A 26,170-nucleotide genomic window follows, 5' to 3' on the forward strand; every position below is an offset into this window, starting at 1 on the left:
TGGAACGCCCGCAAGCATGGTGGCGAAAAACGACGTATCTGGCGCAAGATACACATCGGCATCGATGAAGAAACGCTGGAAGTCCGGGCCGTCGAGATCACCGGAAGCAACATCGCAGATGCACCTGTCCTACCGGAACTGCTGGAGCAGATCCCGCCGGATCAGAAGATCAGTAGCGTCACCGCCGACGGTGCCTACGACACCCGAAAGTGCCACCAAGCAATTGCCGCTCGAAACGCCGCCGCTGTCATACCGCCCCGAAAAAACGCCAAGCCATGGAAACCGACGAGCCCGGGCGCCGTCGCACGCAACGAAGCTCGGCGAGCCTCAAAGTACCTGGGTCGCGCTATCTGGCGACGATGGAGCGGTTATCACCGCAGGAGCCGTGTCGAGTCCAAGATGAACTGCATCAAGCTGCTTGGTCAGTCATTGATGGCTCGAGACTTCGATCGCCAGGCCGCGGAATTGCAGGTCCGCATCGCCGTGCTGAACGGCTACACCGCGCTTGGCATACCCGTCACCGTGCCCGTAGAGTAAATCCGTCCGGGGAAAGCGGAAGTCCGCTCCTTGGCTGATTTATGCAACAACGCCCCGTTCACCCACAGAAGCACTATATGGCATTTCGTCGGAATAGGAATTTTGCCTCAGTGCAAATCTACAACCAAAAGCGGGTCGTGCGCGTATATTTGAACCTCGACCCGGACGACGTGAAGATCAACCCTTCAATGATGCGAGATGTGCGCCAGAAAGGGCATCTTGGGACTGGAGACTTGGAGGTCACCATTCGGTCAAAGAAGGACATTGACGCCTTGGACGATTATTTTTTTCGGCGAGCTATGCAGCCTCATAGGGCAATGAACGACAGCGAGGCGAGGAAGGATCAGAGCTTGCTTCAAGCTCGTCAAGGAAAACCCGCTTGTTCCCCTCGGAGCCGCCTTCTTCTCGCTATGGGGGCGCGAAGGCGGCACCGAGGAAAACAAGCTCTCTTGGTATCTCTATCTCTATCTATCTTAGGTTGGTGGCAGCCTTACGGAATCGACCAGAAGTGACCGCAGATTACCTACGCCGTGCTTCCTATGTGCTTCCTGCGCCAAGATGCCAAACAGGACGAACAAGCTAAATTATTGAAAAGGTTGGCGCACCCGACAGGATTCGAACCTGTGACCTCTGCCTTCGGAGGGCAGCACTCTATCCAGCTGAGCTACGGGTGCCGGTGCATCGGGCTATACGGTATCAGGCCGGTCACTGCAATCGGTTATCTGAGGATTTTTCTTGCTTTCCCCACATCGGCTTCGGCAAATGAGCGCATGAACCGAACACCCCCGCTTTTCATTCTGATCCTGTTGCAAGTCACGATTTCCGCCGCCTCGCTGGTCGTCGAGATCGTGGCCGGACGGATGCTTGCCCCTTATGTCGGCATGTCGCTCTACACCTGGACATCGGTCATCGCCGTTGTGCTGGCGGGGTTCTCGTTCGGGCATTGGATAGGCGGGCGGCTGGCCGAGCATCCTGCACCGCGCGCATTGGCGCTGACCGGCTGGACGATGATCGCCGCGGCCCTCACAACGGCGGCAGCGGCACTCCTCCTGCGTGGCCTCTCAGGCCCGGTCCTGGAGGCAGTGCCACATCCGGTCTGGGGTATCGCCATCCTGACGCTTGCCGTCTTTTTCCTGCCCTCGACCTTTGCGGGTGTTCCTGCACCGGTACTGGCGGCGCTGGCAGTCACCGGGCCCGGCGGCGCCGGCCGGGCACTGGGGGCAATGTTTGCTGCCGGAGCCCTCGGCGCCATCGCAGGCACCCTGCTCGCAGGGTTTCTGTTCATTTCCTGGCTTGGATCGTCGCTCACCCTGCTGGCCGTCACCGGGATCTACGCGCTTGCCGCGCTGATCTGCTTCTATCTCGCCGGACAGAGACTGCACGCCCCGCTCCTGGCCGTGCTGATTGTCTCCGCGCTGGCAGCTGCGACTCTGGCGGCGCCGGATCCCTGCACGCGGGAAAGCCGCTACTATTGCATTCGGGTCATCGAACTGGGCGCCGAAGAGGGCCAGAGACGGCTGATGGTGATCGACCACCTGGGGCATGGCATCAGCGACCGCGATGCGCCGCTGGTCAATTTCACAGATCACGGCGCCATGCTGGATGCGCTGTCACGGATCCGGGCCCCTCGCCCGGACTTCAGTGCCTTCTTCATCGGCGGCGGCTCATACACGATCCCGCGCGCCCTTGCGCTGCGCGGCACCGGCCCGCGCACGGTAGCCGAGATCGACCCCGAGGTGACGCGCATCGCCACCGAGCAGTTCTGGTTCGATCCGGCAAGCGCCCTGATCCTGCACCAGGACGCCCGCCGCGCCCTGCTGACCCGCCCCGAGACCCGCTATGACGTGATCATCGGCGACGCGTTCACCGATGTCGCGGTTCCGGCCCACCTCGTGACCCGCGAATTCTTCGAACTGGTCCGCGACCGGCTCAATCCCGGTGGCACCTACCTGATGAACGTCATCGACTACCAGGATCGTCTGCACGCCCTGGCATCGCTCACACGCACGTTGAACGCCGTGTTCCCGGTTGTCGAGGTCTGGACGGACACCACCCCGCCGGCGGCCGGCGACCGCGCGGTTTTCGTGATCGCGGCGGGCTGGCAGCCGACAGGGCATTCCCGATTCGCCACCCGCGCGCCGGACCGGACCGAATTCGGCGCGCTGGATCCGGATTGGGTCGCACGACTTGCGGCGACAGGGACCCTGCTCACTGATGATTTCGCCCCGATCGACCGGCTGATCGGCCGCCCGGACTAGCGCGACCCGCCACTTCATCTCTTCGGCAAATTCTCCGGGGGGATCGCCCAACGGGCGACGGGGGCAAAGCCCCCTTTGCCGATCGACGGCCTGCGATCAGGCGAACAGTTCATGCGCCAGTTCCAGGGCATCGATCAGCGTGTCGATTTCTTCCCGCGTGTTGTAAAGACCGAAACTCGCTCGGCAGGTGGCGGTAACGCCGAGATGTTCCATCAGCGGCCCGGCGCAATGATGACCGGCCCGCACGGCGACCCCTTTCTTGTCGAGGATGGTCGAGATGTCATGCGCATGCGCCGCGCCATTAAGGGTGAAGGAGAAGATCGCCGCCTTGCCCGGTGCCCGGCCCTGCACGCTCAGCCAGTTGAGGCCATCGAAACGCTGCATCGCATAGTCACGCAAACCTGCTTCATGAGCGGCGATCTGGTCCATGCCCAGCCCCATCATGTACTCCAGCGCCGCGCCCAGCCCGATGGTCTGCACGATACCGGGCGTGCCGGCCTCGAACTTCATCGGCGGATCGTTGTAGACCACCGTCTCCTTTGTGACTTCGCGGATCATGTCACCGCCGCCCAGAAACGGGCGCATCTCCGCCATCCGTGCGGCCTTGCAATAGATCGCGCCCGAGCCCGAGGGGCCATAAAGCTTGTGGCCCGTGATCGCATAGAAATCGCAGCCGATGTCCTGCACGTCCACGGGCATGTGCACCGCGCCCTGGGAACCGTCGACCAGAACCGGCACGCCCTTTGCACGTGCGCCCTCGCAGATGGATTTCACATCAACTACGGTCCCTAGAACATTGGAGCAATGGGTGATTGCCACCAGTTTTGTATTCGCGCCGATGGCGTCCAGGACCGCTTGCGGGTCCAGTGACCCGTCGGGGGCCGGATCGACCCATTTCAGCACGACGCCCTGCCGCTCGCGCAGGAAATGCCAGGGCACAATGTTGGCGTGATGCTCCATCGTGGACAGCACGATCTCGTCGCCTGCCTGCATGCGCGGCATGGCCCAGCCATAGGCGACCATGTTGATGCCTTCGGTGGTGCCCGAGTTCAGAACGATCTCGTCCTCGGACCCGGCGTTCAGGAAGCGGGCGATGATACTGCGCACCGCCTCGTATTTCTCGGTCGCGAGGTTCGACAGGAAATGCAGACCACGATGCACGTTGGAGTACTCCATGGAATACGCCGTCGTCACCGCGTCGATCACCACCTGCGGTTTCTGTGCCGATGCGCCATTGTCCAGATAGGTCAAGGGCTTGCCGTTCACCTCGCGGCCAAGGATCGGGAATTCGGTACGGATCTTCTGGACGTCATACATGGGGGAGCGCTCCCGGGATCGGTCCCCCGACGAGGGACAGCAGGATGAACAGGGCAAAAGCGATGGCCAGAACCGAAAGGACGAGAACGCCCACCGCACGCATCAACGACCCCAGGCGATGCGCCTGGTCGATGAAATGCAGAAAGACATAAAGAGCGACAAGATTGGCCGCCAATGCCAGCAGTGCCGATAGGAGCGGGATCGTCAGGGCCAGAACCAGGGTGACGGCCTGAACCGCCACCAGCAACAACTGCATCCAGACGATCAGCGCCATCACGTCCTGGAACGACCCCTGCCCGCCTAGCCACCGGCCGACCCGGTGGACCGCCGCAATGGTCAGCGCAAGGCCGCCTGCCATCAACGCACCATAGCCGACCACGGAAATCGGCATGCCGGGCAGCGGCATGGTCATCGGCCCGAATGCAAGATTGGACAGCCCGTGCAAGAATGCATTGAGCACCACGGCGAGGGCAAAACCCAGCCAGAGCGTTTCGCGCTCGAGTTTCATCTCCAGCACCGCCCGCGCGGCACTGGCCGGATCAGTGATCGACATCCACGCCAGGCGGCGCAATTCACTCGTGGTCATCATGCAGGCCTTTCCGCCTGAAAAAGGTTGGACAACCAGAACCACAGGAACACCGCCATCCACAAGAGGCCAACGGCACTCAACACCGGACCGGGGCCGATGAATCCCGCGACAAGCCCGTTGAGCAACACCAGCGGCGTCGAGGCCAACAGCGACCAGAACAACGCCAAGCGCGCGGCATAGGCCGAGCCATGTCCGCCAAGAATACGCGCCACCCAATGTGAGATCAGGGCGATGCTGTAAAGCAGCAGCGGCAGGATGATCACGCTGCCCAGAAGGGCACCGCCCATCATCATTTCGAGTTCCTGCTGTTCCAGATGCGCCCGCCGCGCCAGCGCCGGCATCTGCGCCACAAAAGCGATGACACAGAAGGCCATGACAAAGGCCAGGGCGCGGTCCTCGCGCTGGCCCATGTCCAGAAGGCGACGCATCACCCGCCCCGGCCCGCGGTAGCTGGCCACGATATCGGCGGTCACCGGCATCAGGTGCGCCGCGCCAGCCAGCCGTCGAGCCGCGACACGATATCTTCGGCCAGGGACTTGTCCTCGATCTCGTCCACGGCCTCGGCAAGGAAGGCCAGCGTCAGTAGGTTGGTCGCCTCCTTGTGCGGCACGCCCCGCGAACGCAGGTAGAACAGCGCGGTCTCGTCGATCGCGCCGCTGGTCGAGCCATGTGAACAGGCCACGTCATCGGCATAGATCTCCAGTTCCGGCTTGGCCAGGAACTGGCTGTCATCGTCCAGCAGGAGCGACTGGCTGATCTGGTATCCGTCGGTCTTTTGGGCGCCCGGTTTCACCAGGATCTTGCCCTGAAACACGCCGGTCGCGCCATTGCGCAGCACCTTCTTGAATACCTGGCGACTTTCGCAGCCCACCGCGTCATGCGTGATGAACACGGTGTCGTCATGGTGGAAATCGCCATCGCCCACGCAGGCGCCCGCCACATGGGCAACCGCATCGTCGCCCGTCAGTTCGATGACCTGTTCATTGCGGGTCAGCACCCCGTTCACGGTCAGGGTGAAGGACTTGTAGACCGACCCCTCGCCCAGCCGCGTGAATATATGCGTGACTGCCCGCCGCTCGTGATCGCGGCCTTGGGCCCGCACGTGATGCAGGGTTCCGCCATCGGCGATGTCGATTTCCATGCACTTGTTGAACCGCGAGGCCGCCGGGCCGTTTTCAAGGATCGTGACCTCGGCACCGCTTTCCACCCGGATCACATGATGCAGGATCGCGTCCGAGGTTTCCGAGGCATGCTGATAGATCAGGCTGATCGGCTTTGAGGGCGTGCCAGTGACATGGATCGCCACGCCATCGGCGGCAAAGGCCGTGTTCAGCGCCGCCAGGGGGCGCGGTACCGGAGCCTGGCCGCGCGCTTCAAGAACGCCGTACAAGTCCTTGGCCCAATGGATATCCTTGCAGCAGATATCTTCGATCCGCTCGATCTGGACACCTTCCAGCTCCAACGGGTCTGAGGCTTCGGCATCGAACACGCCATCGACAAAGACGATCTTCAGCCGCTCGACCGCATCGAACATCATCGGTTCGCCCGCATCGAAGGTTGCGGCGCTCGGCGCCTCGGGCGCGATCAGCGTGTCAGGGCGGGTATATTTCCAGTACTCGTCACGCCGCCCCGGTACGCCCATCTCTTGCAGGCGGGCCAATGCCGCCTCGCGCGCGGCGCGGGTGCAGCCGGCCGTGGGCAAGGAAAGCGACGACAAGAGCGTCTCGGTCGCGGTCAGTTTCTGTGCAGGCAAAGCCATCAGTTCACCTCGGCCAGGATATCGGCATAACCGTTGTTCTCGACCTCGAGCGCCAGTTCGGGACCCCCGGTCTTGACGATCCGGCCATCGGCCATGATGTGCACGACGTCCGGTTTGATGTGATCCAGCAGGCGCTGGTAATGGGTGATCACCAGGAACCCGCGGCCAGCATCACGCAGCGCGTTCACGCCTTCGGCCACCAGCTTCATCGCGTCCACGTCAAGCCCCGAGTCGGTTTCGTCCAGGATGCACATCTTGGGCGCCAGCATCGCCATTTGCAGGATCTCGTTGCGCTTCTTCTCGCCGCCCGAAAAGCCCACGTTGACCGGCCGCTTGAGCATGTCGGCATCGATCTTCAGCGTCTTGGCCTTGGCCCGCACCTCCTTAAGAAAGTCGGCGGCACTCAGTTCTTCCTCGCCGCGCGCCTTGCGCTGTGCGTTCAACGCCGTGCGCAGGAAGGTCATGTTGCCCACACCGGGAATTTCGACCGGGTACTGGAAGGCAAGAAACAGGCCCGCCGCGGCGCGTTCTTCGGGTTCCATCTCCAGCAGGTCCATACCTTCGAGCTCGGCCGATCCCTCGGTCACCTCATATCCGTCGCGCCCAGAAAGGACATAGGACAACGTCGATTTCCCCGATCCGTTCGGCCCCATGATCGCATGAACCTTGCCCGCTTCTACGGTCAGGTCGACACCCTTGAGGATCTGCTTGTCCTCTTCTTCAAGTTTGACGTGCAGGTTTTTGATTGTAAGCATTTTTATCCTCGTCTCATCTCAGGCCCGCACGCTGGTGCGGACAGTGTCTGTACTGGCGCGCAATTGCGCCGGGAAATGGCTCAGCAAGTCGGATTTCGCTCGGTCCACGCCTTCGGACCAGCCCGGCCTGTCGCCGTCCTTCATCCCGCGCAACAGCGCGGGAACCTCGTCCAGCTCGATCGGCAGACCCAAGGGACGTCCGACCGAAGCCGCGTAGTCGTAGAATTTCAGGAGGCCCTGATCCCCGGGCCTGAGCCAGGTCGAGGGCACGCCACAGGCATCCGCGACGATCAGCCCGTGCAGGCTGGCCGAGATCACATGCCGGCAGGCGGCGACCCGGCGGCAGACCTCCAGCGTATCACCGCCGACGTCGATCAGGTCGAGTGCCGGTTCACCTGCCACCAGCGCCGCAAGCGCGGGATCATCCCGCATCGAATGATGCGGCACCAGCGCGATACGGTCGGCTCGGGCGGGCAGATCGCCCAGCACCGCATCCACCAATAGCCCCGGGTCGCCAAAGGCACGCATCTTGAGCCCCAGCAACTCGGCCGTCAGCGGACCACGCACCAAAGCCACGTCCACGTTATCGAGAAACCCGGTCGACCCGACCGGATGTAACAGCCCCGCCCCCCAGATCACCGGTCGGCGTCCATCCGGTGCGGGCTCTCCATAGTTCCGGCGCATGACCTGAATCAGCGAACCGATGGCCAGCATTTCGCAGGCTTTCGGCCCGGCATGGCGCACCGCACGGCCCGAGACATGCCCCACCACCAACGCCGACAGCCCGTCGCCGAAATTCGGCACGCCCTTCCACCAGTAGAGCCGCAATGGTTCAAATCGCGCTGCATTCATCTCAGCGATCCTTCTGCATCCAGGTGGGCAGCGTGTCGACGAACCGTGCCGGAACATCGGCCTCGACCAGTTCGCGCCGCACCAGTTCATCCAGGCAGAAGACCGTCAGGTCAAAACTTCCGAACACGCAGGACGAGGCGACCGCCAGTTGCCGCACCTGTTCGGCGCTCCAATTCCCGATTGTCTCCGGGTCGCGGATGTATATGGCATCGCCATCCATCATCTGGCTGCGTAATGCCTTGCCCGCCAACCGCGCACGCTGCGAGTTCATGACCTGCATCGACTTGGTGAACTGAAACCTGTGGAAACGGAACCCCTGGTCATGCAGTTCCACGTCCAGAGGCCCGAACAACGGCTCCCGCTCGTAGATTCGATAAAACCGGACCTCGGGGATGACGCAAACGGCTTCGGACAGCTTTTTGCGCCCGGTCGAGATCACATCCAGCTCTGCCCCCTGAATGTCGATCTTCAGCATGTCCGGCTTCGGCATCGCGGTCTCGTCCAGATCGTCGAGCGCGACCAGATCCATTGCGATGGGCTCGACCCCGTCGCGGTGCCAGCCCGGTTTCCCCAGAAACGCGACCGAGGCGGCCCGGATCGGATAAAGCGATCCCAGACCGCTTTGCGGATGCGGATAAAAAAGGCCCGGTCCGGTGGGCCCTACGGCCTGTTGCAGGTAATGCGTGCCCGGTCGCGGGTCGGCCATCAGCGCATCGAATGACGCCTGGTCCGGCTCGAATCCCCAGACCTCGCAGCCGCCCAGGGTCAGCAGCGCATCGTAATCGGGCACATTGATCGGGTTGGCACCGACATCTGCGATACGCAAAGGCCGGTTCGGCGCGATCGCGCTGCGCAGGAAATCATGCCGCCGGCGCAGCATCTGTGCGGCGCGAGGCTGTTGGCTGAACTGCCCGTCGTCCATCGCTACCTCCGCCCCAGAACCGCCCGCAATACCCGTGCCAGCAGCCATCCGGCCACGGCGCCGGCGGCAACCGCCAGAACCGGGTTGATGAAGGCCTCGGGATGCAGGTTCACATAGGCAACCCCGGCCAGCCCGCCGGCAACCGGCAGGGCATAGGCGACAAAACCCAGAATTTCGTCATTGCCTGGCATGTCCGCTCATCTGCTCCGTTCATGTCGCCCGAAACATCGGGTCTGTCCCGCCACCGTCACGCATCCCGACGGCCGAACACGACCAGCCCGACCCGGATCGCGCCATAGGACATGGCAAAGACCAGTGCGCTGAATATCGTGCCCAGCGGCGCTGCCGTTCCGTTCCAGACGAACGAAACGGCAAGAAACACCGCCGTTGCCAGCGCGATATCAAGCGCGGTCCGGCGCATCAGCCAACCGACCCTTCAAGGCTGATCGCGACCAGTTGTTGCGCTTCCATGGCGAACTCCATCGGCAGCGCCTGCAGCACATCCTTGCAGAACCCGTTGACAACCAACGCAACCGCCGCTTCCTCGTCGATCCCGCGCGAACGGCAATAAAACAGCTGATCATCGTCCACCTTGGAGGTGGTCGCCTCGTGCTCACAGCGTGACGAGTTGTTCCTGACCTCGATATAGGGCACCGTATGCGCCCCGCATTTGTCGCCGATCAGCAGACTGTCGCACTGGGTATAGTTACGGCTGTTCTTCGCTTTGGGGTGCATCGACACCAGCCCGCGATAGGTATTCTGGGCCTTGCCGGCGCTGATCCCCTTGGACACGATCCGCGATTTCGTGTTCTTGCCCAGGTGCACCATTTTGGTGCCGGTATCGGCCTGCTGGTAGTTGTTGGCGATGGCGATCGAATAGAACTCGCCCTGGCTGTCGTCGCCGCGCAGGATGCAGGACGGGTATTTCCAGGTCACGGCCGAGCCGGTTTCCACCTGTGTCCACATCACCTTGGACCGGTCGCCCCGGCAATCGGCGCGCTTGGTCACGAAGTTGTAGATCCCGCCCCTGCCGTTCTCGTCGCCCGGATACCAGTTCTGGACGGTCGAGTATTTCACCTCGGCATCCTCCTCGACGATGATCTCGACCACCGCCGCGTGCAACTGTGCGGTGTCGCGCTTGGGCGCGGTGCAGCCTTCCAGATAGCTGACATAGCTGCCCTTGTCGGCGATGATCAGCGTGCGCTCGAACTGGCCGGTGTTTTCCGCGTTGATGCGGAAATAGGTGGAGAGCTCCATCGGGCATCGCACGCCCGGCGGCACATAGACGAACGACCCGTCCGAGAACACCGCGCTGTTCAGCGTGGCGTAGAAATTGTCGCTGACCGGCACCACCGATCCGAGGTATTTCCTGACCAGTTCGGGATGTTCGCGGATCGCCTCGGAGATCGAGCAGAAGATGACCCCCGCCTTTTTCAGCTCGGCCTGGAATGTGGTGCCGACGCTGACGCTGTCGAACACCGCGTCCACCGCCACCTTGCGGCCTTCGGCGGGGGCGGCTTCGGCCCCTTCGACACCGGCAAGGATCATCTGTTCCTTCAGCGGAATACCCAGCTTTTCATAGGTTGCCAGCAGCTTGGGGTCGACCTCGTCCAGCGACTTGGGCTTTTCCGACATGCTCTTGGGACGGGCATAGTAGTACAGTTCCTGGAAATCGATTTCCGGATAGTGAACCATCGCCCATTTCGGCTCTTTCATGCCCGACCAGCGCTCGAACGCGGCCAGACGCCATTCAGTCATCCATTCCGGCTCTTCGTTCTTTCCCGAGATCAGCCGCACGATATCAGGGTTCACGCCCTTGGGCGCATATTCCATCTCGATATCGGTTTCCCAGCCATATTTGTAAGTGCCCACTTCGCGAACGGCGTCCACCGTTTCCTGGTCGACGCCTTCCTTCACCTGGGTCTGGTCCAATGCGGCCATGAGAGCCCTCCTTAGCGCTGATCGCGCAGTTAGTTCCGTGTCACGCGGCACGCGCGCGATGTTTCTTTTCTTTGCCCAGCCACGCCTCGGCAAAGCGCAGCACATCCGTTTCCGTCGTCTCGGGTCCCAGCGATACCCGGATCGCGCTGGACGCCGTTGCTTCGTCATATCCCATGGCACGCAACACAGCGCTAGCGCGCACCTTGCCGCTGGAGCAGGCGCTGCCCGCGCTGATCGCAAATCCAGCCAGGTCCATCTGCATCACCTGCGTTTCGCCCTTCCACCCCGGCGTAGCCAGGCAAAGGGTATTCGGCAGGCGAACGAGATCTTTCCCGACAAAAATAGTAGATTTAGCGTCAGCCTCAAGAGCCTTTTCTAGAATATTTCTAAGTTTAGCCACCCTTTCCCAGACACCATCGGCCAGATCGCGTCCCGCAGTCTCTGCCGCCGCGCCGAAACCCGCGATTCCGATCACGTTTTCGGTGCCGGAACGGCGCCCCATCTCCTGCCCACCGCCCTTGATCTGCGCGGCAAGGTCCGTGCCGCGCCGCATCACGACGGCGCCAACCCCCTTGGGGCCGCCCAGTTTGTGGGCCGAGATCAGCGCCATTTCGACCCCAAGCCAGTTGAAGGCCACCGGCAGCTTGCCAAAGGCCTGTGTCGCATCTGTCACCGCCAGGCCCTGAGGTAGATCCTGCACGATGCCGGTTTCGGAATTCGCCAGTTGCAAGGTCGAGCGTTCCGGATGATCCACCGCGACCAATCCATCCGATGAAACGGGCAAATCTTCTGAAATCCAGGACCTTACCGCGTCATGTTCAATTGCCGCCCCGTGCAGATCCCGCCCCGCGAGCGTCAGGGCCGCTCCTTCGGTCGAGCCCGATGTGAACACGATATCGGCCCCGTCCGCGCCAAAGGCCGCAGCAATCTGCGCGCGCGCCTTCTCGATCAGCGCCTTGGCCGCCCGCCCCTCGGCGTGAACACTGGATGGATTACCGCAAACATCCATCGCCGCGATCATCGCCGCCCGCGCTTCGGCGCGGAGCGGAGTGGTGGCGTTGTGGTCGAGATAAACACGCATCGAGGATTCATCTATTTGAAGGTTTCGCGCCCGATAACGGCGCAGGACAGATTTGACAAACCGTTTCGTCGGCCTTTCACAGGTATGTCAGTCGTCAACGACCGAGAACAGCGAGGGCACCGCAGGACAAGGCGCCAGATCATTGCGCACCACGTCCGACAATCTCGTCTGGTGCAGGAATACATAGACATGCGCGCTCAATCCCTCCCAAAGCCGATTGGTCAGCGATTGCGCCCGGCTGCCCGACATCGCGCCGGATGCGCCCGCGCCCTTGTGCATCGCGTTCACCGACTCATCGACCGCAGCCAGCACATCCACGACCCGGATTTCCGAGGCCGGCCGCGCCAGACGATAGCCGCCGCCGGGTCCGCGCACGGATTCCACCAGGTCGGCCCGGCGCAGTTTCACAAAGAGCTGTTCAAGATAGGGCAGTGAGATATCCTGCCGGGCCGAGATCTCGCCCAGAGTCACCAGGCTGTCGGAAGGTTGCAGCGCAATATCGGCCAGCGCCACCATAGCATAACGCCCCTTTGTGGACAGTTTCACCTTTCATCCTCCGCTCGGCGCCCAGATGCGCGAAATCATTGACCTTGTCGCCCTCAGTGCGTATCTCCCACTGACAGCGCTGCCGCAAGGCGGCACCAGAGTTTAGAACCGTTCTAAGGTGCCTTAGGGATTCCGTCAAGATTACCTGGCATCGCAGGAAGTTACACAGGACAAAAGCACACATGCCCGAGGTGATTTTTCCCGGACCCGAAGGCCGCCTCGAGGGCCGCTACCACCCGCAAAAGGAAAAAGACGCACCGATCGCCATCGTGCTGCATCCGCATCCGCAATTCGGCGGCACCATGAACAACAAGGTGGTCTACAACCTGCACTACGCCTTCTATAACCTCGGCTTCACCGTGCTGCGGTTCAATTTCCGCGGCGTCGGCCGCAGCCAGGGCGAATACGACCAGGGCATCGGCGAACTCTCGGATGCCGCATCGGCGCTGGATTACCTCCAGTCGATGAACAACAATTCCAAACACTGCTGGGTGGCGGGTTTCTCTTTCGGTGCCTGGATCGGCATGCAACTCTTGATGCGCCGGCCCGAGATCACCGGTTTCGTGAGCGTGGCACCGCCCGCCAACATGTACGACTTCTCGTTCCTGGCGCCCTGCCCCTCGTCCGGTTTGATCATCAACGGCACCGCCGACCGCGTAGCGCCGCCGGCTGATACCCGTTCGCTGGTCAGCAAGCTGCACGAACAGAAGGGCATCACCATCACCCACACCGAGGTTGAAGGCGCCGATCACTTCTTCCAGAACCAGCACATGGACACGATGATCACCGAGGTGGCGGACTATGTGAAACGCCGCCTGACGGAGACCTCGCGCTGATGGCAGGAACCATCGAAAGCCTCGCCGCGAAACTGGCAGAGGACACGATGAAGGTCATGGACCAGTCCGGCGAGGAACGGCTTTATGTCGAGGTCGGCAAGGTTCTGGCCGCCGCGTCGCAATCGCTGGAAGAGGCCTATCTCACCGAGGTCCGCGTACGTCTGGCCGAACGCCAGGCACGCCGGTTCCTGGTTCGCAGGATGACCGAACTGAAGGCAGCCCAGGACCGCAAGGACGCGCAATGACAGCCCGCCTGTCGGCCCAGATTGGCTTTCTCAAGGTTGCCGACAGGTTGAAAAGCGTGGAACGGGCAAATGTCCTGCTCGACCTTTCGCGTCCGGAAAATTCCGCCGAACACAGCTGGCACCTTGCGCTTTGGGCGCTGGTGCTGGAACCCTTCGCCGGCGCTGGCGTATCGGTCGACCGCGCGATCCGCATGCTTCTGCTGCACGATCTGGTCGAGATCGAAACCGGTGATCATCCGATACACGAAGAAACCGACTGGGACGCTGTTGCCCGCGCCGAACGTGCTGCGGCGCGCCGGCTCTTCGGCCTGTTGCCTCCCGACCAGGCCGCCATGTTTCTCGATCTCTGGACCGAGTTCGAAGCCGACACTACGCCTGACGCGCGCTATGCAAAGATGCTGGATCGCTGCCAACCGCTGTTTCAGGTCCTTTGCGCCGATGCTCCTCGCTCCGACCATGTGGAGGTTGTGCGCGAAAACCTTTTGAACGGTCGGGCAGCTTACCTCTCCTCCGCCTTCCCCGAAGCTTTCACGCATGCGATGGCCCTTCTGGAGAATACTCCGGGCCAGCAGGACGCGTTCACATCGCGTCTGCTGTTTCTGGCCGAAGCCGACAAGCTGAAATCGGTGTTCCGCGCCTCGCGCCTGCTGGATGACAGCCGGTTCGAGAACTCGGCCGAACACAGCTGGCACATCATGCTTTATGCTTGGGTCCTGAGTGAACACGGCGTGCATCCGGTCGATACCGACCGGGTTCTGCGGATGCTTCTGCTGCATGACCTTGTCGAGATCGACGCAGGCGACAACCCGATCCACGGCAATGTGGACCACGCCGCGCAAGACGCGCTGGAACAGGCCGCCGCCGAACGTCTGTTCGGACTGCTGCCACCCGAACAGGGCGTTTCATTGCGGTCTCTGTGGCAGGAATTCGAGGCCGCAGAAACCCCGGAGGCGATTTTCGGCAAGGCGGTCGACAGGGTGCAGACGCCAATCGCCAATCTTGAAAACGGCGGCGGTTCCTGGATCAGTTACCGGGTCAGTCTGCCGCAATTGGAGGCCCGCGTCGGCCGCCCGGTCAGACGCGGTGCGCCCGATCTCTGGACTTGGCTTCAGCCGCAACTTCTGGACTGTTTCACGCGACTCGGCCTGCCGGTCTGAGAGTTCATACCCGCTCGGCTACAGCAGGATGTTCCAACTGCGCGGCAGGTTTCGGGGCCGGTTCCTTGGGCGCGAAACCCAAACCAACGGCGACTACCAGGAGAGAAGCGAGCAACACGGCTTTTACAAAGGGGGTAATCATGATGAACCTGAAGATCAAAAATCAACAGGAAGAAGATTAATTCGACCGGGGCTGTTTGCCCAGTGGGGTATTCACCACCTCGGGGTTGCGTCCGGAGCCGATCATGTCAGGCTGCGCTCGCCAGATCGGCCGGGCCGAAATCGCATTCCACCGCACCGTTGCCGTTGATGGTCAGGATTCGACCGGGCATCAGTTCAGTCCAATCGCCCTCTTCATGGTCCAGCGGTTCCGACACGACCGCCCAGCCTTCCCGTGCCCTGGAGTAGCGATAGTAGACCGAAGGCGCGATGTGATCCGACGAGTAGCGCACCGCATAAAGGGTATGCCCGTCGCTGAAGGCCGCCGAAAGCCGCATGTGCGGGATTGTTCCCTGCGCCCGGCTCAAACCTTCGAGCCGCGCCACCGACCGCGCCAGGGCGCCATGCGGGTCGCTGTCCATCCCCTCGCTCATCGCCAGAAGGAACAGAACCTCCGAATCCGTGCTGCCCTTGCGATAGGTGTAGAACTCGTCCGCGATCATCATGTCTGCGTGCTTGCGGAACCCTTCAAACCCGCCGACCTGCCCGTTGTGCATGAAACACCACTGGCGGGCGGCAAAGGGATGGCAGTTGTTGCGGCTGATGCAGGACCCGGTCGAGGCGCGTACATGGCTCAGAAAAAGGCCCGAGCGGACGTGATGCGCCACGGCACGCAGGTTGGGGTCGGACCAGGCCGGGTAGACATCGCGATACAGCCCCGGTTCAGGCCGCGCGTCGTACCAGGCCACACCGAACCCGTCACCATTGGTCGCGGTCTTGCACTGTTCCGCATGGGCGCTTTGGGCGATCAGCGAATGCCCGGGCCGCGAAATGACATCCTCCAGAAAGATGGGGGTTCCGTGATAGGCGGCCCAACGGCACATGTTCACTCTCCCTGGATGAGGCGCGACAGCGCGCCGGAGAACGGCTGATGTTGCTCCTTATAGTGCTTCGCTTTGTACGCAAAGTGAAATTGCGCACAGGAAATTGTTCGCATTTGTGTCAAAAACGCCGGCCTGTCACCCGCGCAGGTTTTCGGCTAGTTCGAAACTGTCCGGGCATCAGAATCAAATCCATCCAGGCGGAGAGTGGCCATGCCAGTCCATTATATCTACCTTGTCCTTGCGGTCGCGGCCGAAACCGTCGGCACCACGGCACTTCAGGCCAGCCACCAGTTCACCCGCCTCGTTCCCTCGATCCTGGTCGTGGTGGGCTACGGCCTGGCCTTTTTCCTGATGGCGCAGGCGCTGAGGGTCATGCCCGTCGGTGTCGTCTACGCGATCTGGTCTGGCCTGGGCATCGTGTTCATCGCCGCCATCGGCTACTTCGTCTTCAAGCAAAAGCTCGACCTGCCCGCGCTTCTGGGCCTGGCGATGATCGTCGGCGGCATCGTGGTGATCCATCTTTTCTCGTCCACATCGACCCATTGACGCCGCGACGCGGCGATAATCGGCAGGACGGATGCATTTTCTCTGGCCTTTGCCGGCCTGTCGGGCTATGCGCCGGGCCAACTCCCTTACAAAGGCTGACCTCATGGACCTGCGCAATATTGCGATCATCGCTCACGTGGACCACGGCAAGACCACCCTGGTGGACGAGCTGCTGAAACAGTCCGGCGCCTTTCGCGAGAACCAGGCCGTGGCCGAACGCGCCATGGACAGCAACGATCTGGAACGCGAACGCGGCATCACCATCCTCGCCAAGGCGACCTCGGTCGAATGGCAGGGCACCCGCATCAATATCGTCGACACCCCGGGCCACGCCGATTTCGGCGGCGAGGTCGAGCGCATTCTCAGCATGGTTGACGGTGTGGTGCTGCTGGTCGATGCCGCCGAAGGCCCGATGCCGCAGACCAAGTTCGTGACCTCCAAGGCGCTGGCCCTGGGCCTGCGCCCCATCGTGGTACTGAACAAGGTGGACAAGCCCGATGCCGAGCCCGACCGCGCTCTGGACGAATGTTTCGACCTTTTCGCCAACCTTGGCGCCACCGACGAACAGCTCGATTTCCCGCATCTCTACGCCTCGGGCCGCTCTGGCTGGGCCGATGAAACGCTTGAGGGCCCGCGCAAGGATCTCACGGCGCTCTTCAGCCTTGTCGTGCGCCACGTGCCCGCCCCGGCCCAGATCGCCCGCAAGGACGAGCCGTTCCGCATGCTGGCCACCACGCTGGGCAGCGACCCGTTCATCGGCCGCATCCTGACCGGTCGGGTGGAAAGCGGCACGCTGAAGACCGGCGAGAGCCTCAAGGCGCTCAGCCGCAAGGGCGATCTGATCGAGAACTTCCGCGCCACCAAGATCCTCGCCTTCCGTGGCCTTGGCCAGCAGCCGATCGACGTGGCCGAGGCTGGTGACATCGTCACCATCGCCGGCATGAGCAAGGCCACCGTGGCCGACAGCCTGGTCAACCCGCAAGTGACCGAAGCGCTGCCCGCCCAGCCGATCGACCCGCCGACCATCTCGGTCACCTTCGGCATCAACGACAGCCCGCTGGCCGGCCGCGACGGCAAGAAGGTGCAAAGCCGCGTCATCCGCGACCGGCTGATGAAAGAGGCGGAATCGAACGTCGCCATCCGTGTCACCGATACGCCGGGCGGCGACGCGTTCGAGGTTGCAGGCCGTGGCGAGCTTCAGATGGGCGTTCTGATCGAGAACATGCGCCGCGAAGGGTTCGAGCTCAGCATCTCGCGCCCGCAGGTCCTGTTCCGCGAGGAAGACGGCGAGCGGCTGGAGCCGATCGAGGAAGTCACCATCGACGTGGATGACGAATTCACCGGCGCGGTGATCGAGAAAGTCACCGGCGCCCGCAAGGGTGAGCTGGTCGAGATGAAGCCCGCCGGGGCCGGCAAGACGCGGATCATCGCACATGTGCCGTCGCGCGGGCTGATCGGATATCACGGCGAGTTTCTGACCGATACCCGTGGCACCGGCGTGCTGAACCGCGTGTTCCACGCCTGGGCCCCGCACAAAGGCCCGATCCCGGGCCGTCGCGCAGGCGTTCTGATCTCGATGGAGAACGGCCAGTCGGTGGCATACGCGCTGTGGAACCTCGAAGAGCGCGGCCGCATGTTCATCGGCCCGCAGGCAGATGTCTATGAGGGCATGATCATCGGCGAGCACAGCCGTGACAACGATCTCGAAGTGAACCCGCTCAAGGGCAAGAAACTGACCAACGTGCGCGCCTCGGGCACGGACGAAGCGGTTCGCCTGACCCCGCATATCCAGTTCAGCCTGGAAGAGGCGATCGCCTATATCGACAATGACGAACTGGTCGAGGTGACCCCGAACTCGATCCGGCTGCGCAAGCGGTTCCTTGACCCGCACGAACGCAAGCGCCAGTCCAAGGCGGCAAGCTGAACCAAAAAGGGCGCCCCGAGGGTGCCCTTTCCCTTTCAGAACGGGCCGCGAAACACGAACCACGCCCCCAGCGCGATGAACCCGAACCCGATCGCGTGGTTCACGGTCAGAGATTCCTTCAGAAACAGAACTGAGAAACCCGCAAAGACGATCAGGGTAATGACCTCCTGCATCGTCTTGAGTTCGGCCGCCGTGTAGACACGGTGCCCGATCCGGTTGGCAGGCACCGCAAGGCAGTATTCGATCAGGGCAATGCCCCAGCTGACGAGGATGACAACGGCCAGCGGTTTGCCGGGGAATTTCAGATGCCCGTACCATGCGAATGTCATGAAGACATTCGAGGCTGCCAATAACACCAGCGGCAGCAGATGCGCGGGCGTCATTCCCGGCCTGTCATTCGCTGGTCTCGACCACCATCAATTCGCGTTCCGAGGCGCCGCGCGCATGGCTCAGCGCTTCCTGGTATTCAGGCGAGTTGTAACAATCGACCGCCGCCTCGACGCTGGGAAAGCGCGCAACCACGTTGCGGGGCCGCTCCTTGCCTTCGAGTTGCACGAAACGACCGCCCCGAGCGATGAAGGTGCCACCATGCTTGGCGATGGCGGGACCGGCCAGCTGGGCATATTTGCCATAAGCCTCGGCGTCGGTCACCGTCACATGTGCAATCCAGAGTGCGCCCATTGTCTTATCCTCCCAGAACCTGTTCAGCGGCCTTGATCGCAGCATCTGCATTGCCTGCGTCCTGACCACCGCCCTGCGCCATGTCGGGGCGGCCACCGCCACCCTTGCCGCCAAGGGCCACGACCGCCGCCTTGACCAGATCCACCGCGGAAACACGGCCAGTCAGATCCTCGGTCACACCAGCCGCAACCGCCGCCTTGCCCCCGGTATCGGCAATCAGCAGTACCGCGCCCGAACCCATGCGGCTCTTGTGTTCGTCGATCAGCGCCGGCAGGTCTTTGCCCGACACGCCCGACAGCACCTGCGCCAGGAAAGGCACACCGCCCACCTCGCGGGCCTCGGCCGCGGCGCCCTGCCCGGACCCGCCGGCCATGGCCAGATCGCGGCGCAGCTGGGCCACCTCGTTCTGCAACGCCTTGCGCTCGTCCATCAGCGCGCGCACGCGCTCGGCCACCTCGGCAGGCTGTGCCTTGAGCATCGCGGTCACTGCGGACAGGCGCGCGACCTCCTGCGACAGGTGCTCGAATGCCGCCTGCCCGGTCAGCGCCTCGATCCGGCGCACCCCGGCGCTCGACGCGCTGTCGCCCAGGATCACGAACATGCCGATGTCACCGGTCTGCGCCACATGGGTGCCGCCGCACAGCTCGATCGACCAGGTCTTGCCATCGGTGCCCTTGCCGGTCTCGGCCCGGCCCATCGACACCACCCGCACCTCGTCGCCATATTTCTCGCCAAACAGCGCCTGCGCCCCGATGGCGCGGGCATCGTCGGGGGTCATGATCCGGGTCTCGACCTTCGAATTCTGCCGGATGAACCGGTTCACCTCGGTGCCGACCTGAACCAGTTCCGCCTCGCTCAGCGCCTTGGCATGGCTGAAGTCGAACCGAAGCCGGTCGGCGGCGTTCAGCGAGCCGCGTTGCGCCACGTGGTCGCCCAGGGCCTCGCGCAGCGCCTCGTGCAACAGGTGCGTGGCCGAGTGGTTGGCGCGGATCGCGCTGCGACGGGCATGATCCACCTCCAGCTCGACCGCATCGCCCTTGGCCAGCGTGCCACGCTCCATCGTCACCTTATGGGCATAGACCTTGCCATCCGCGAATTTGCGGGTGTCCTCGACGAGGGCCACGTGATCGCGGTTTTCCAGCCGACGGATCACGCCGGTATCACCCACCTGGCCGCCCGCCTCGCCATAGAAAGGGGTCTGGTTGGTCACTACCCAGCCGCTGCCGCCCTCGGCGATCTTGTCTGCCCGGGCACCGTCAACCACCAGCGCCAGCACCTGACCTTCGGCCTTTTCGGTGTCATAGCCCAGGAAATCGGTAGCGCCGGCCTGGTCCAGCACGTCGAACCAGACCGTATTGTCCGCAGCCTCGCCCGAGCCCGCCCAGGCGGCGCGCGCCTTGGCCTTCTGCTCGGCCATCGCCGCATCGAACCCGTCGGTATCGACCTTGCGGCCCTTTTCGCGCAGCGCGTCCTGCGTCAGGTCCAGCGGGAAACCGTAAGTATCATAGAGCTTGAACGCCGCCTCGCCCGGCAGCGGTGCGCCCTCTGGCAGTGCGCCCAACTCGTCATCCAGCAGCTTCAACCCGCGATCCAGCGTCTGCTTGAACCGGGTTTCCTCCAGCAAGAGCGTCTCCTCGATCAGCGCCTGCGCCCGGCCCAGTTCCGGATAGGCCGCGCCCATCTGGCCGACCAGCGTACGTACCAGCCGGTGCATCACAGGATCCTTGGCCCCCAACAGATGCGCATGTCGCATCGCCCGCCGCATGATCCGCCGCAGCACATAGCCGCGCCCGTCGTTCGACGGCATCACCCCATCTGCGATCAGGAACGAGGTCGAACGCAGGTGATCCGCGATCACCCGGTGATGCACGTTCTGGTCGCCATAGGGATCGACGCTGGTCGCATCGGCCGAAGCCTCGATCAGCGCCTTGAACAGGTCGGTGTCGTAATTGTCGTGGCTGCCCTGGAGCAGCGCGCCGATCCGCTCCAGCCCCATGCCGGTGTCGATCGACTGCATGTCGAGATCGACCATCGAGCCGTCCTCGAACTTCTCGTTCTGCATGAAGACGATGTTCCAGATCTCGATGAACCGGTCGCCATCCTCTTCCGGGCTGCCCGGAGGACCGCCCCAGATATGGTCGCCATGGTCATAGAAGATCTCGGTGCAGGGGCCGCAGGGGCCGGTCGGCCCCATCTGCCAGAAATTGTCCGAGGTGGCGATGCGGATGATCCGGTCCTCGGGCACACCGACCTTCTTCCAGATCTCGAACGCCTCGTCATCGGTGTGGAACACCGTGGTATAAAGCCGATCCCTGGGGATGTCGAAATCGCGGGTGATCAGTTCCCAGGCAAAGGGGATCGCCTCGGACTTGAAGTAATCCCCGAAGGAGAAATTGCCCAGCATCTCGAAGAACGTGTGATGCCGCGCCGTGTACCCCACGTTATCGAGGTCATTGTGCTTGCCGCCGGCGCGAACACATTTCTGCGCGGTGGTGGCGCGGACATAATCGCGCTTTTCAACGCCGGTGAAGCAGTTCTTGAACTGGACCATGCCCGAGTTGGTGAACATCAGCGTCGGGTCGTTGCGCGGCACCAGCGGACTCGACGGCACTACCTCGTGTCCCTGTTTGGCAAAATAGTTCAAAAACGTGGATCGGATATCGTTCAGCGTGGGCATTCTGGCTCTCTCGGCGCGAAATCGACTGGGTCTGCGCTGGTTTAGCGGCAGCCTGCCTTACTGTCCACAGCCACCGTTGCCAGAACGAAGAAAGCGGCCCGCAAGGCCGCTTCCCGTCCGTCACGTCCGCCGGCAACTTGCCGAGGCTTCAAGCTTCAAGGATGTCGTCGTCGCTTGAACCCATATCGAACTCCAGCCCGTGCGACGCGCGGATCTTGTCTTCGATCTCTAGCGCGATCCTGCTGTTCTCCTTGAGAAAGGACTTGGCATTCTCACGGCCCTGCCCGATGCGCTCATCGCCGTAAGAGAACCAGCTACCGGACTTTTCGACAACGCCCGCTTTGACCCCCAGATCCAGCAGTTCGCCGGTCTTCGAAATGCCTTCACCGAACATGATGTCGAATTCCACCTGCTTGAAGGGCGGCGCCACCTTGTTCTTCACCACCTTGACCCGGGTCGAATTGCCGACGATCTCGTCACGATCCTTGATGGAACTGATCCGGCGAATGTCCAGGCGCACCGAACTGTAGAACTTCAGCGCATTGCCACCCGAGGTGGTTTCGGGGCTGCCGAACATCACGCCGATCTTCATGCGGATCTGGTTGATGAAGATGACCATGCAGCGCGAACGGCTGATCGAGGCGGTGAGCTTGCGCATTGCCTGACTCATCAGGCGCGCCTGAACGCCGACACTCGAATCGCCCATATCGCCTTCAAGTTCCGATTTCGGGGTCAGCGCGGCAACGGAATCGACCACCACCATGTTAACGGCCCCCGACCGTACCAGCGTGTCAGTAATCTCCAGCGCCTGTTCGCCGGTGTCTGGCTGGCTGATCAACAACTCGTCCAGATCGACCCCAAGCTTTCGGGCATACAGCGGATCCAGTGCGTGTTCGGCATCGACAAAGGCGCAGACTCCGCCGCGCTTCTGCTGTTCGGCAATGCAATGCAGGGTCAGCGTGGTCTTGCCCGAGCTTTCGGGGCCATAGATTTCCACGATCCGCCCCATTGGCAAACCGCCGATGCCGAGCGCAATGTCGAGCCCCAGCGAACCGGTGGAACTGGCCTCGATTTCCTGGATCGGGTTGTCCCCCCCCAGTTTCATGATCGAACCCTTGCCGAACTGCCGTTCGATCTGTGCCAGGGCGCTGTCCAGCGCCTTCTGCTTGTCTGCGTTTTGTTTGCTGCTCATCGTCAGTAGATCCGCCACTTTCCCGTACCTCTCTTTTGTCACACGCCGTCACGGGCGGCAATCGCTGCTTTGTTCTCGCCTTGTTCCTTATGGGGCCAAAGCAAGAACATTACAAATAAAATCTTTCCTGTCCAAGTTTTTTCGATTTGTGTTAAAGAATGATTTACGTATGAAATTTGCGTTTCCGGGCGCTAGAAGCTGGATTGTAAATGCTTGTTTTCTTTAAGGAACGCCTCGTTTTCCTGTCGGTTCCCAAAACGGGTACCACCGCTTTTCAATCGGCCTTACGCACACGTGCCGACATCGTGGTATCGGACCCGCCCGAATTGAAACATGCGCCCATCTATCGCTACGACCGGTTCTTTCGGCCGATCTTTTCCAAGATGTTCGGCATCGAGATGGACATCCTGGCCGTAGTACGCGAACCGGTCGACTGGCTAGGCAGTTGGTACCGTTACCGCCAGCGACCTTTCATGGCGGGAAAACCGAATTCCACCGCCGGCATCAGCTTTGACGAATTCGTGACGGCCTACCTGCAGGGCAAAAGACCACCCTATGCCGATGTCGGTAGCCAGGCGAGGTTTCTGACCCCGCGCCCGGACGGCTGCAAGGCGAGTTATCTTTTCAAATACGAGAATCAGCCGGCCCTTCTCGATTTCCTCCAATCCCGCCTGGACACCAAGATCGACCTGCCGCGCGAAAACGTCTCGCCCGCGATGTCTCTTGACCTTGATCCGGACATTGCCGAGCGGTTTCGCCGGAAGTTCGCCGACGAATTTGACCTGCACACCAGCGCACGGTGATCTATTCGGGAGTATTTCGGTACTGCCCGAAGCAAAAAATATCGCCAACGTCACGCGAGCACGGAGCGCAGCGTTGCATTTGCGATGTGGGGCTGTCCGAAACCGCCTTAGTGCAACTGCCGATGTACTGTCTCGGTCAACTGGTTTAGAGAAAACGGTTTTGGCAGAAACACCGAGTTGGGTATATCTGCGTCGGCCTCGCCAAAAGCGCCCTCCGAATACCCGGAAACGAAAACCACCCGCACTTGCGGTCGCGCAGTCAACGCCTGTCGCACCCATGTGGGCCCGTCAAGGCCGGGCATGACCACGTCGGTCACAAAGACATCGACGGTCAGATCCGGATCTTCCAGAAGACGCAACGCGTCCTCTGCCGAATCGGCCTCCAGAACCGTGTACCCCCGGAGCCGCAGCGCCCGCGACGCAAAGGCGCGCACCGGTGCTTCATCTTCGACCAGCAGGACAACGCCTTCGCCATGCTTGCTGGTGGGCACCTCCTCGGCTGCCGGCATTTGCGCGCTCTCGGCATCACGACCATGAAAGGCGGGCAAGTAGACGGTGAACTCTGATCCTTTGCCTGGAACACTGTCGACAAAAATGAACCCGCCGGTCTGCTTGACGATGCCATAGACAGTGGAAAGGCCCAGCCCGGTTCCCTCACCCGTACGTTTCGTGGTGTAGAACGGCTCGAATATCTTTTGCAGCCTGTCCGGTTCGATCCCGACTCCTTCGTCGCGGACTCTGACTGTGACGTATTCCCCGACTGGAATTGTCGCACGATCGCGCTCCAATGGTTCCTGCAGGCTCACCACTTCGGTCTCGATGCGGATCTCTCCCCCTTTCGGCATCGCGTCACGGGCATTCACGACAAGGTTCATCAGCACCTGTTCCAATTGCCTCTTGTCAGCGCGGACCGCTTTGAGAACCGGGTCGTGGCTGAGTGTCAACGTCACCTTCTCGCCGACCAGTCGGTTCAGGAGATGGATCAGATCCGAAAGAGTGTCGCGCAGGTCCAGAATCTCGGGGCGGAGCGTCTGTTTGCGGGAAAAGGCCAGCAATTGCCCGACAAGGGCCGCGGCACGATTCGCATTCTGATGGATCTGGACCAGATCTCCATACTCCGGGTCTCCCTGGTCATGACGCAACAGCAACAGGTCGCAGTGTCCCGAAATCGCTGTCAGCAAGTTGTTGAAATCATGTGCGACACCGCCGGCAAGCTGCCCCACTGCCTGCATCTTCTGGCTCTGGACGAACTGAGCCTCAAGTGTTTTCAACTCTGTCGCGTCATTCAGGACCGCGACAAGACCAATCTGGCCGCCCTGCAGGACCGGGCAAAGCGTGACCTGGACGAAAACTTCCCGATCACGACTGACAAGTCGCAGAAACTCGGAACGCGGCGCCGTCTTGGCGTCGACCGCCTCTTTCAACCAATCCGGAATCGGCCGGCCAAGTCCCAGCATCAACTGGTCCAGCGTCGTGTCGGCGGCCACCGGCCCGCCCAGAAGTTCCTGCGCCATGCGGTTCACTTCCTGAATCTGGCCGCTGGCCGACAGGCGCATCAAGGCTACGGGAAGTGTCGCGAAATCGGGGCTTTGGCCCTGGCCGAATTCTCCCGAGACCGGAATCAGAAACAGTTCCTGCCGCCCCGGACTTGCGGATAGTTCCACGACCAGAACCGGCACCACTCCAGCGGCAGTCGAGACATGGGTGATCTCATTGGGCCGAAACGGCAGTTGCAGGAAAAGGCGATCCAGCGATTTCACCCGTGACCGACGAGTTCTCTTGCAGCCTCGTTCATGAACAGCACGGCCCCCGACCTCCCGATCGTCAGCATCGGCAACGGCAGGCTGTCGGCGCGCGAGTTGATCCCCGCCCTGTCGGTAATGTCTTCGACCCGCCAAAGAAAACAGTCCTCGCCGACGGAGTGGACCGACAGCCGGATATGCCCCCGGCGCGTCACCACATCCTCGCGCGCATTGCCCTCCAGTCGCGCGCGGCTCTGCAAGCGAAACAAGACCGCAGAAGGGTTGCCGAAAATGGACCGCAAAGTCGCCGCGAGGGTAAGATCTGCGGCCCCCGAAAACCTGATTGATGCGGCATTGTTGCGCGCCAGAATGATCCCGTCGTCATCCGCCACGAAGCTTGGCGTCGAATCCTTTTCGATGAACCCGGCCAGAAGGTCGCGCATCCGGCCGGTCGCTCCCGCACCGTTCCATGTTCTGACAAACATAAATCCCGCCGCGATCAGCGAGGACGCTCCGGCGGCGAGCAGTGCCCTGTAACCAAAGTCGGATACATTGAGGAATACCGCCGCACAGAATGCCGAAACGGCAACCAGCAGCACGATCGTGACGCGTAAACCAAATCTGCGTCGCTCATCGGGCGGTAACGAAGATGAGGCGGTGAATTCGGTCACAGGTCGGCTCCCGGAAACGAGGTTACTCGGGTTTGTCACGCACCAGTGTTAAGCCCGGTTTAACATGGGCCAAGTTGATGCCGATTTCTACCTTAA

The 26,170-nt window shown here is 62.0% G+C and carries 26 protein-coding genes, 1 tRNA gene and 1 pseudogene; 9 read left to right on the forward strand and 19 right to left on the reverse strand.

The features are described 5' to 3' along the window. Together BLT75_RS06720 and BLT75_RS25235 are read left to right on the forward strand one after the other, a co-directional pair. Window positions 1-537: IS5 family transposase (locus tag BLT75_RS06720; RefSeq protein ID WP_143028523.1), on the forward strand; the 537-nt coding region annotated here is incomplete at its 5' end. A gap of 77 nt (window positions 538-614) precedes the next feature. Continuing rightward, complete coding sequence (locus BLT75_RS25235; protein WP_425441123.1) at window positions 615-1,049, forward strand: hypothetical protein; 435 nt, start codon at window positions 615-617, stop codon at window positions 1,047-1,049. A gap of 85 nt (window positions 1,050-1,134) precedes the next feature. On the opposite strand, the gene BLT75_RS06730 is transcribed toward BLT75_RS25235, so the two are convergent. After that, a tRNA-Arg gene (locus BLT75_RS06730) sits at window positions 1,135-1,211 on the reverse strand. 96 nt (window positions 1,212-1,307) lie between these two features. On the opposite strand from BLT75_RS06730, the gene BLT75_RS06735 reads away from it, so the two are divergent. Then, window positions 1,308-2,795 carry a fused MFS/spermidine synthase gene (locus tag BLT75_RS06735; RefSeq protein WP_093029105.1) on the forward strand — a complete coding sequence of 496 codons (1,488 nt, stop codon included), beginning with the start codon at window positions 1,308-1,310 and terminating at the stop codon, window positions 2,793-2,795. Window positions 2,796-2,891: 96 nt separating this feature from the next. On the opposite strand, the gene BLT75_RS06740 is transcribed toward BLT75_RS06735, so the two are convergent. The 12 genes from BLT75_RS06740 to iscR form a co-directional block, all read right to left on the reverse strand. Then, window positions 2,892-4,112, reverse strand: a complete 1,221-nt coding sequence (locus tag BLT75_RS06740; protein ID WP_093029108.1) for a cysteine desulfurase — start codon at window positions 4,110-4,112, stop codon at window positions 2,892-2,894. Further along, window positions 4,105-4,701 carry a YIP1 family protein gene (locus tag BLT75_RS06745; protein ID WP_093029110.1) on the reverse strand — a complete coding sequence of 199 codons (597 nt, stop codon included), beginning with the start codon at window positions 4,699-4,701 and terminating at the stop codon, window positions 4,105-4,107. The genes BLT75_RS06740 and BLT75_RS06745 overlap by 8 nt, the downstream gene beginning before the upstream one ends. Beyond that, complete coding sequence (locus BLT75_RS06750; protein ID WP_093029112.1) at window positions 4,698-5,180, reverse strand: YIP1 family protein; 483 nt, start codon at window positions 5,178-5,180, stop codon at window positions 4,698-4,700. Before BLT75_RS06750 ends, BLT75_RS06745 begins: the two co-directional genes overlap by 4 nt. Continuing rightward, the gene (gene sufD, locus BLT75_RS06755) at window positions 5,180-6,460 is read right to left on the reverse strand and encodes a Fe-S cluster assembly protein SufD (RefSeq protein ID WP_093029114.1); all 1,281 of its coding nucleotides are present in this window, start codon (window positions 6,458-6,460) and stop codon (window positions 5,180-5,182) included. The genes BLT75_RS06750 and sufD overlap by 1 nt, the downstream gene beginning before the upstream one ends. Beyond that, complete coding sequence (gene sufC / locus BLT75_RS06760) at window positions 6,460-7,215, reverse strand: Fe-S cluster assembly ATPase SufC (RefSeq protein ID WP_093029116.1); 756 nt, start codon at window positions 7,213-7,215, stop codon at window positions 6,460-6,462. Before sufC ends, sufD begins: the two co-directional genes overlap by 1 nt. An 18-nt stretch (window positions 7,216-7,233) precedes the next feature. After that, window positions 7,234-8,067: a polysaccharide pyruvyl transferase family protein gene (locus tag BLT75_RS06765; RefSeq protein ID WP_093029118.1), complete on the reverse strand. Its 834-nt coding sequence runs from the start codon at window positions 8,065-8,067 to the stop codon at window positions 7,234-7,236. A 1-nt stretch (window position 8,068) separates the two neighbouring features. Further along, the gene (locus BLT75_RS06770; protein ID WP_176827868.1) at window positions 8,069-8,989 is read right to left on the reverse strand and encodes an FkbM family methyltransferase; all 921 of its coding nucleotides are present in this window, start codon (window positions 8,987-8,989) and stop codon (window positions 8,069-8,071) included. A 2-nt stretch (window positions 8,990-8,991) separates the two neighbouring features. Further along, window positions 8,992-9,180, reverse strand: a complete 189-nt coding sequence (locus tag BLT75_RS06775) for a hypothetical protein (RefSeq protein ID WP_093029122.1) — start codon at window positions 9,178-9,180, stop codon at window positions 8,992-8,994. A 56-nt stretch (window positions 9,181-9,236) separates the two neighbouring features. Then, on the reverse strand, window positions 9,237-9,410 hold the full coding sequence (locus tag BLT75_RS24325; RefSeq protein WP_176827870.1) for a hypothetical protein: 174 nt from the start codon (window positions 9,408-9,410) through the stop codon (window positions 9,237-9,239). Further along, entirely contained in the window at window positions 9,410-10,930 is a 1,521-nt protein-coding gene (gene sufB / locus BLT75_RS06780) for a Fe-S cluster assembly protein SufB (protein WP_093029124.1), read from the reverse strand. The genes BLT75_RS24325 and sufB overlap by 1 nt, the downstream gene beginning before the upstream one ends. A 40-nt stretch (window positions 10,931-10,970) precedes the next feature. Next, window positions 10,971-12,011, reverse strand: a complete 1,041-nt coding sequence (locus tag BLT75_RS06785; protein WP_093029126.1) for a cysteine desulfurase family protein — start codon at window positions 12,009-12,011, stop codon at window positions 10,971-10,973. Between the two features lie 87 nt (window positions 12,012-12,098). Continuing rightward, on the reverse strand, window positions 12,099-12,557 hold the full coding sequence (gene iscR / locus BLT75_RS06790; RefSeq protein WP_093029128.1) for a Fe-S cluster assembly transcriptional regulator IscR: 459 nt from the start codon (window positions 12,555-12,557) through the stop codon (window positions 12,099-12,101). 182 nt (window positions 12,558-12,739) lie between these two features. Between iscR and BLT75_RS06795 the strand changes: the two genes are divergently transcribed. Genes BLT75_RS06795 through BLT75_RS06805 form a run of 3 tightly spaced genes read left to right on the forward strand, consistent with a single transcriptional unit; the run spans window position 12,740 to window position 14,795 of the window. Further along, window positions 12,740-13,393 carry an alpha/beta hydrolase gene (locus BLT75_RS06795; protein WP_093029130.1) on the forward strand — a complete coding sequence of 218 codons (654 nt, stop codon included), beginning with the start codon at window positions 12,740-12,742 and terminating at the stop codon, window positions 13,391-13,393. Continuing rightward, a complete protein-coding gene (locus tag BLT75_RS06800) occupies window positions 13,393-13,638 on the forward strand; it encodes a hypothetical protein (RefSeq protein WP_093029132.1) in 246 nt (81 codons plus the stop codon). Before BLT75_RS06795 ends, BLT75_RS06800 begins: the two co-directional genes overlap by 1 nt. After that, window positions 13,635-14,795 (forward strand): HD domain-containing protein, encoded by a 1,161-nt coding sequence (locus BLT75_RS06805; RefSeq protein ID WP_093029134.1) that lies wholly within the window; start codon window positions 13,635-13,637, stop codon window positions 14,793-14,795. Before BLT75_RS06800 ends, BLT75_RS06805 begins: the two co-directional genes overlap by 4 nt. Before the next feature lie 248 nt (window positions 14,796-15,043). Here the strand turns inward: BLT75_RS06805 and BLT75_RS06810 are convergent, their stop codons facing one another. Next, on the reverse strand, window positions 15,044-15,838 hold the full coding sequence (locus tag BLT75_RS06810; RefSeq protein WP_093029136.1) for a class II glutamine amidotransferase: 795 nt from the start codon (window positions 15,836-15,838) through the stop codon (window positions 15,044-15,046). A gap of 210 nt (window positions 15,839-16,048) precedes the next feature. Here BLT75_RS06810 and BLT75_RS06815 point away from each other — a divergent pair, with 210 nt between their 5' ends. Beyond that, on the forward strand, window positions 16,049-16,384 hold the full coding sequence (locus BLT75_RS06815; RefSeq protein WP_093029139.1) for a DMT family transporter: 336 nt from the start codon (window positions 16,049-16,051) through the stop codon (window positions 16,382-16,384). 103 nt (window positions 16,385-16,487) lie between these two features. After that, on the forward strand, window positions 16,488-18,308 hold the full coding sequence (gene typA / locus BLT75_RS06820; protein WP_093029672.1) for a translational GTPase TypA: 1,821 nt from the start codon (window positions 16,488-16,490) through the stop codon (window positions 18,306-18,308). Window positions 18,309-18,343: 35 nt separating this feature from the next. Here the strand turns inward: typA and BLT75_RS06825 are convergent, their stop codons facing one another. The 4 genes from BLT75_RS06825 to recA form a co-directional block, all read right to left on the reverse strand. Then, window positions 18,344-18,691 carry a DMT family protein gene (locus tag BLT75_RS06825; protein ID WP_093029141.1) on the reverse strand — a complete coding sequence of 116 codons (348 nt, stop codon included), beginning with the start codon at window positions 18,689-18,691 and terminating at the stop codon, window positions 18,344-18,346. Between the two features lie 10 nt (window positions 18,692-18,701). Next, window positions 18,702-18,989: a DUF1330 domain-containing protein gene (locus BLT75_RS06830; protein WP_093029143.1), complete on the reverse strand. Its 288-nt coding sequence runs from the start codon at window positions 18,987-18,989 to the stop codon at window positions 18,702-18,704. Window positions 18,990-18,993: 4 nt separating this feature from the next. Then, window positions 18,994-21,666 (reverse strand): alanine--tRNA ligase, encoded by a 2,673-nt coding sequence (alaS, locus tag BLT75_RS06835; RefSeq protein WP_093029145.1) that lies wholly within the window; start codon window positions 21,664-21,666, stop codon window positions 18,994-18,996. 148 nt (window positions 21,667-21,814) lie between these two features. Continuing rightward, on the reverse strand, window positions 21,815-22,876 hold the full coding sequence (gene recA, locus BLT75_RS06840; protein ID WP_093029147.1) for a recombinase RecA: 1,062 nt from the start codon (window positions 22,874-22,876) through the stop codon (window positions 21,815-21,817). A gap of 191 nt (window positions 22,877-23,067) precedes the next feature. Here recA and BLT75_RS06845 point away from each other — a divergent pair, with 191 nt between their 5' ends. Beyond that, complete coding sequence (locus BLT75_RS06845) at window positions 23,068-23,661, forward strand: sulfotransferase family 2 domain-containing protein (protein ID WP_093029149.1); 594 nt, start codon at window positions 23,068-23,070, stop codon at window positions 23,659-23,661. Between the two features lie 107 nt (window positions 23,662-23,768). On the opposite strand, the pseudogene BLT75_RS06850 reads toward BLT75_RS06845, so the two are convergent. After that, window positions 23,769-26,074, reverse strand: a pseudogene (locus BLT75_RS06850) (two-component system sensor histidine kinase NtrB). Window positions 26,075-26,170: the final 96 nt, after the last annotated feature.

Origin of the sequence: Ruegeria marina (assembly GCF_900101475.1) — a bacterium.
GTDB lineage: Bacteria > Pseudomonadota > Alphaproteobacteria > Rhodobacterales > Rhodobacteraceae > Ruegeria_B > Ruegeria_B marina.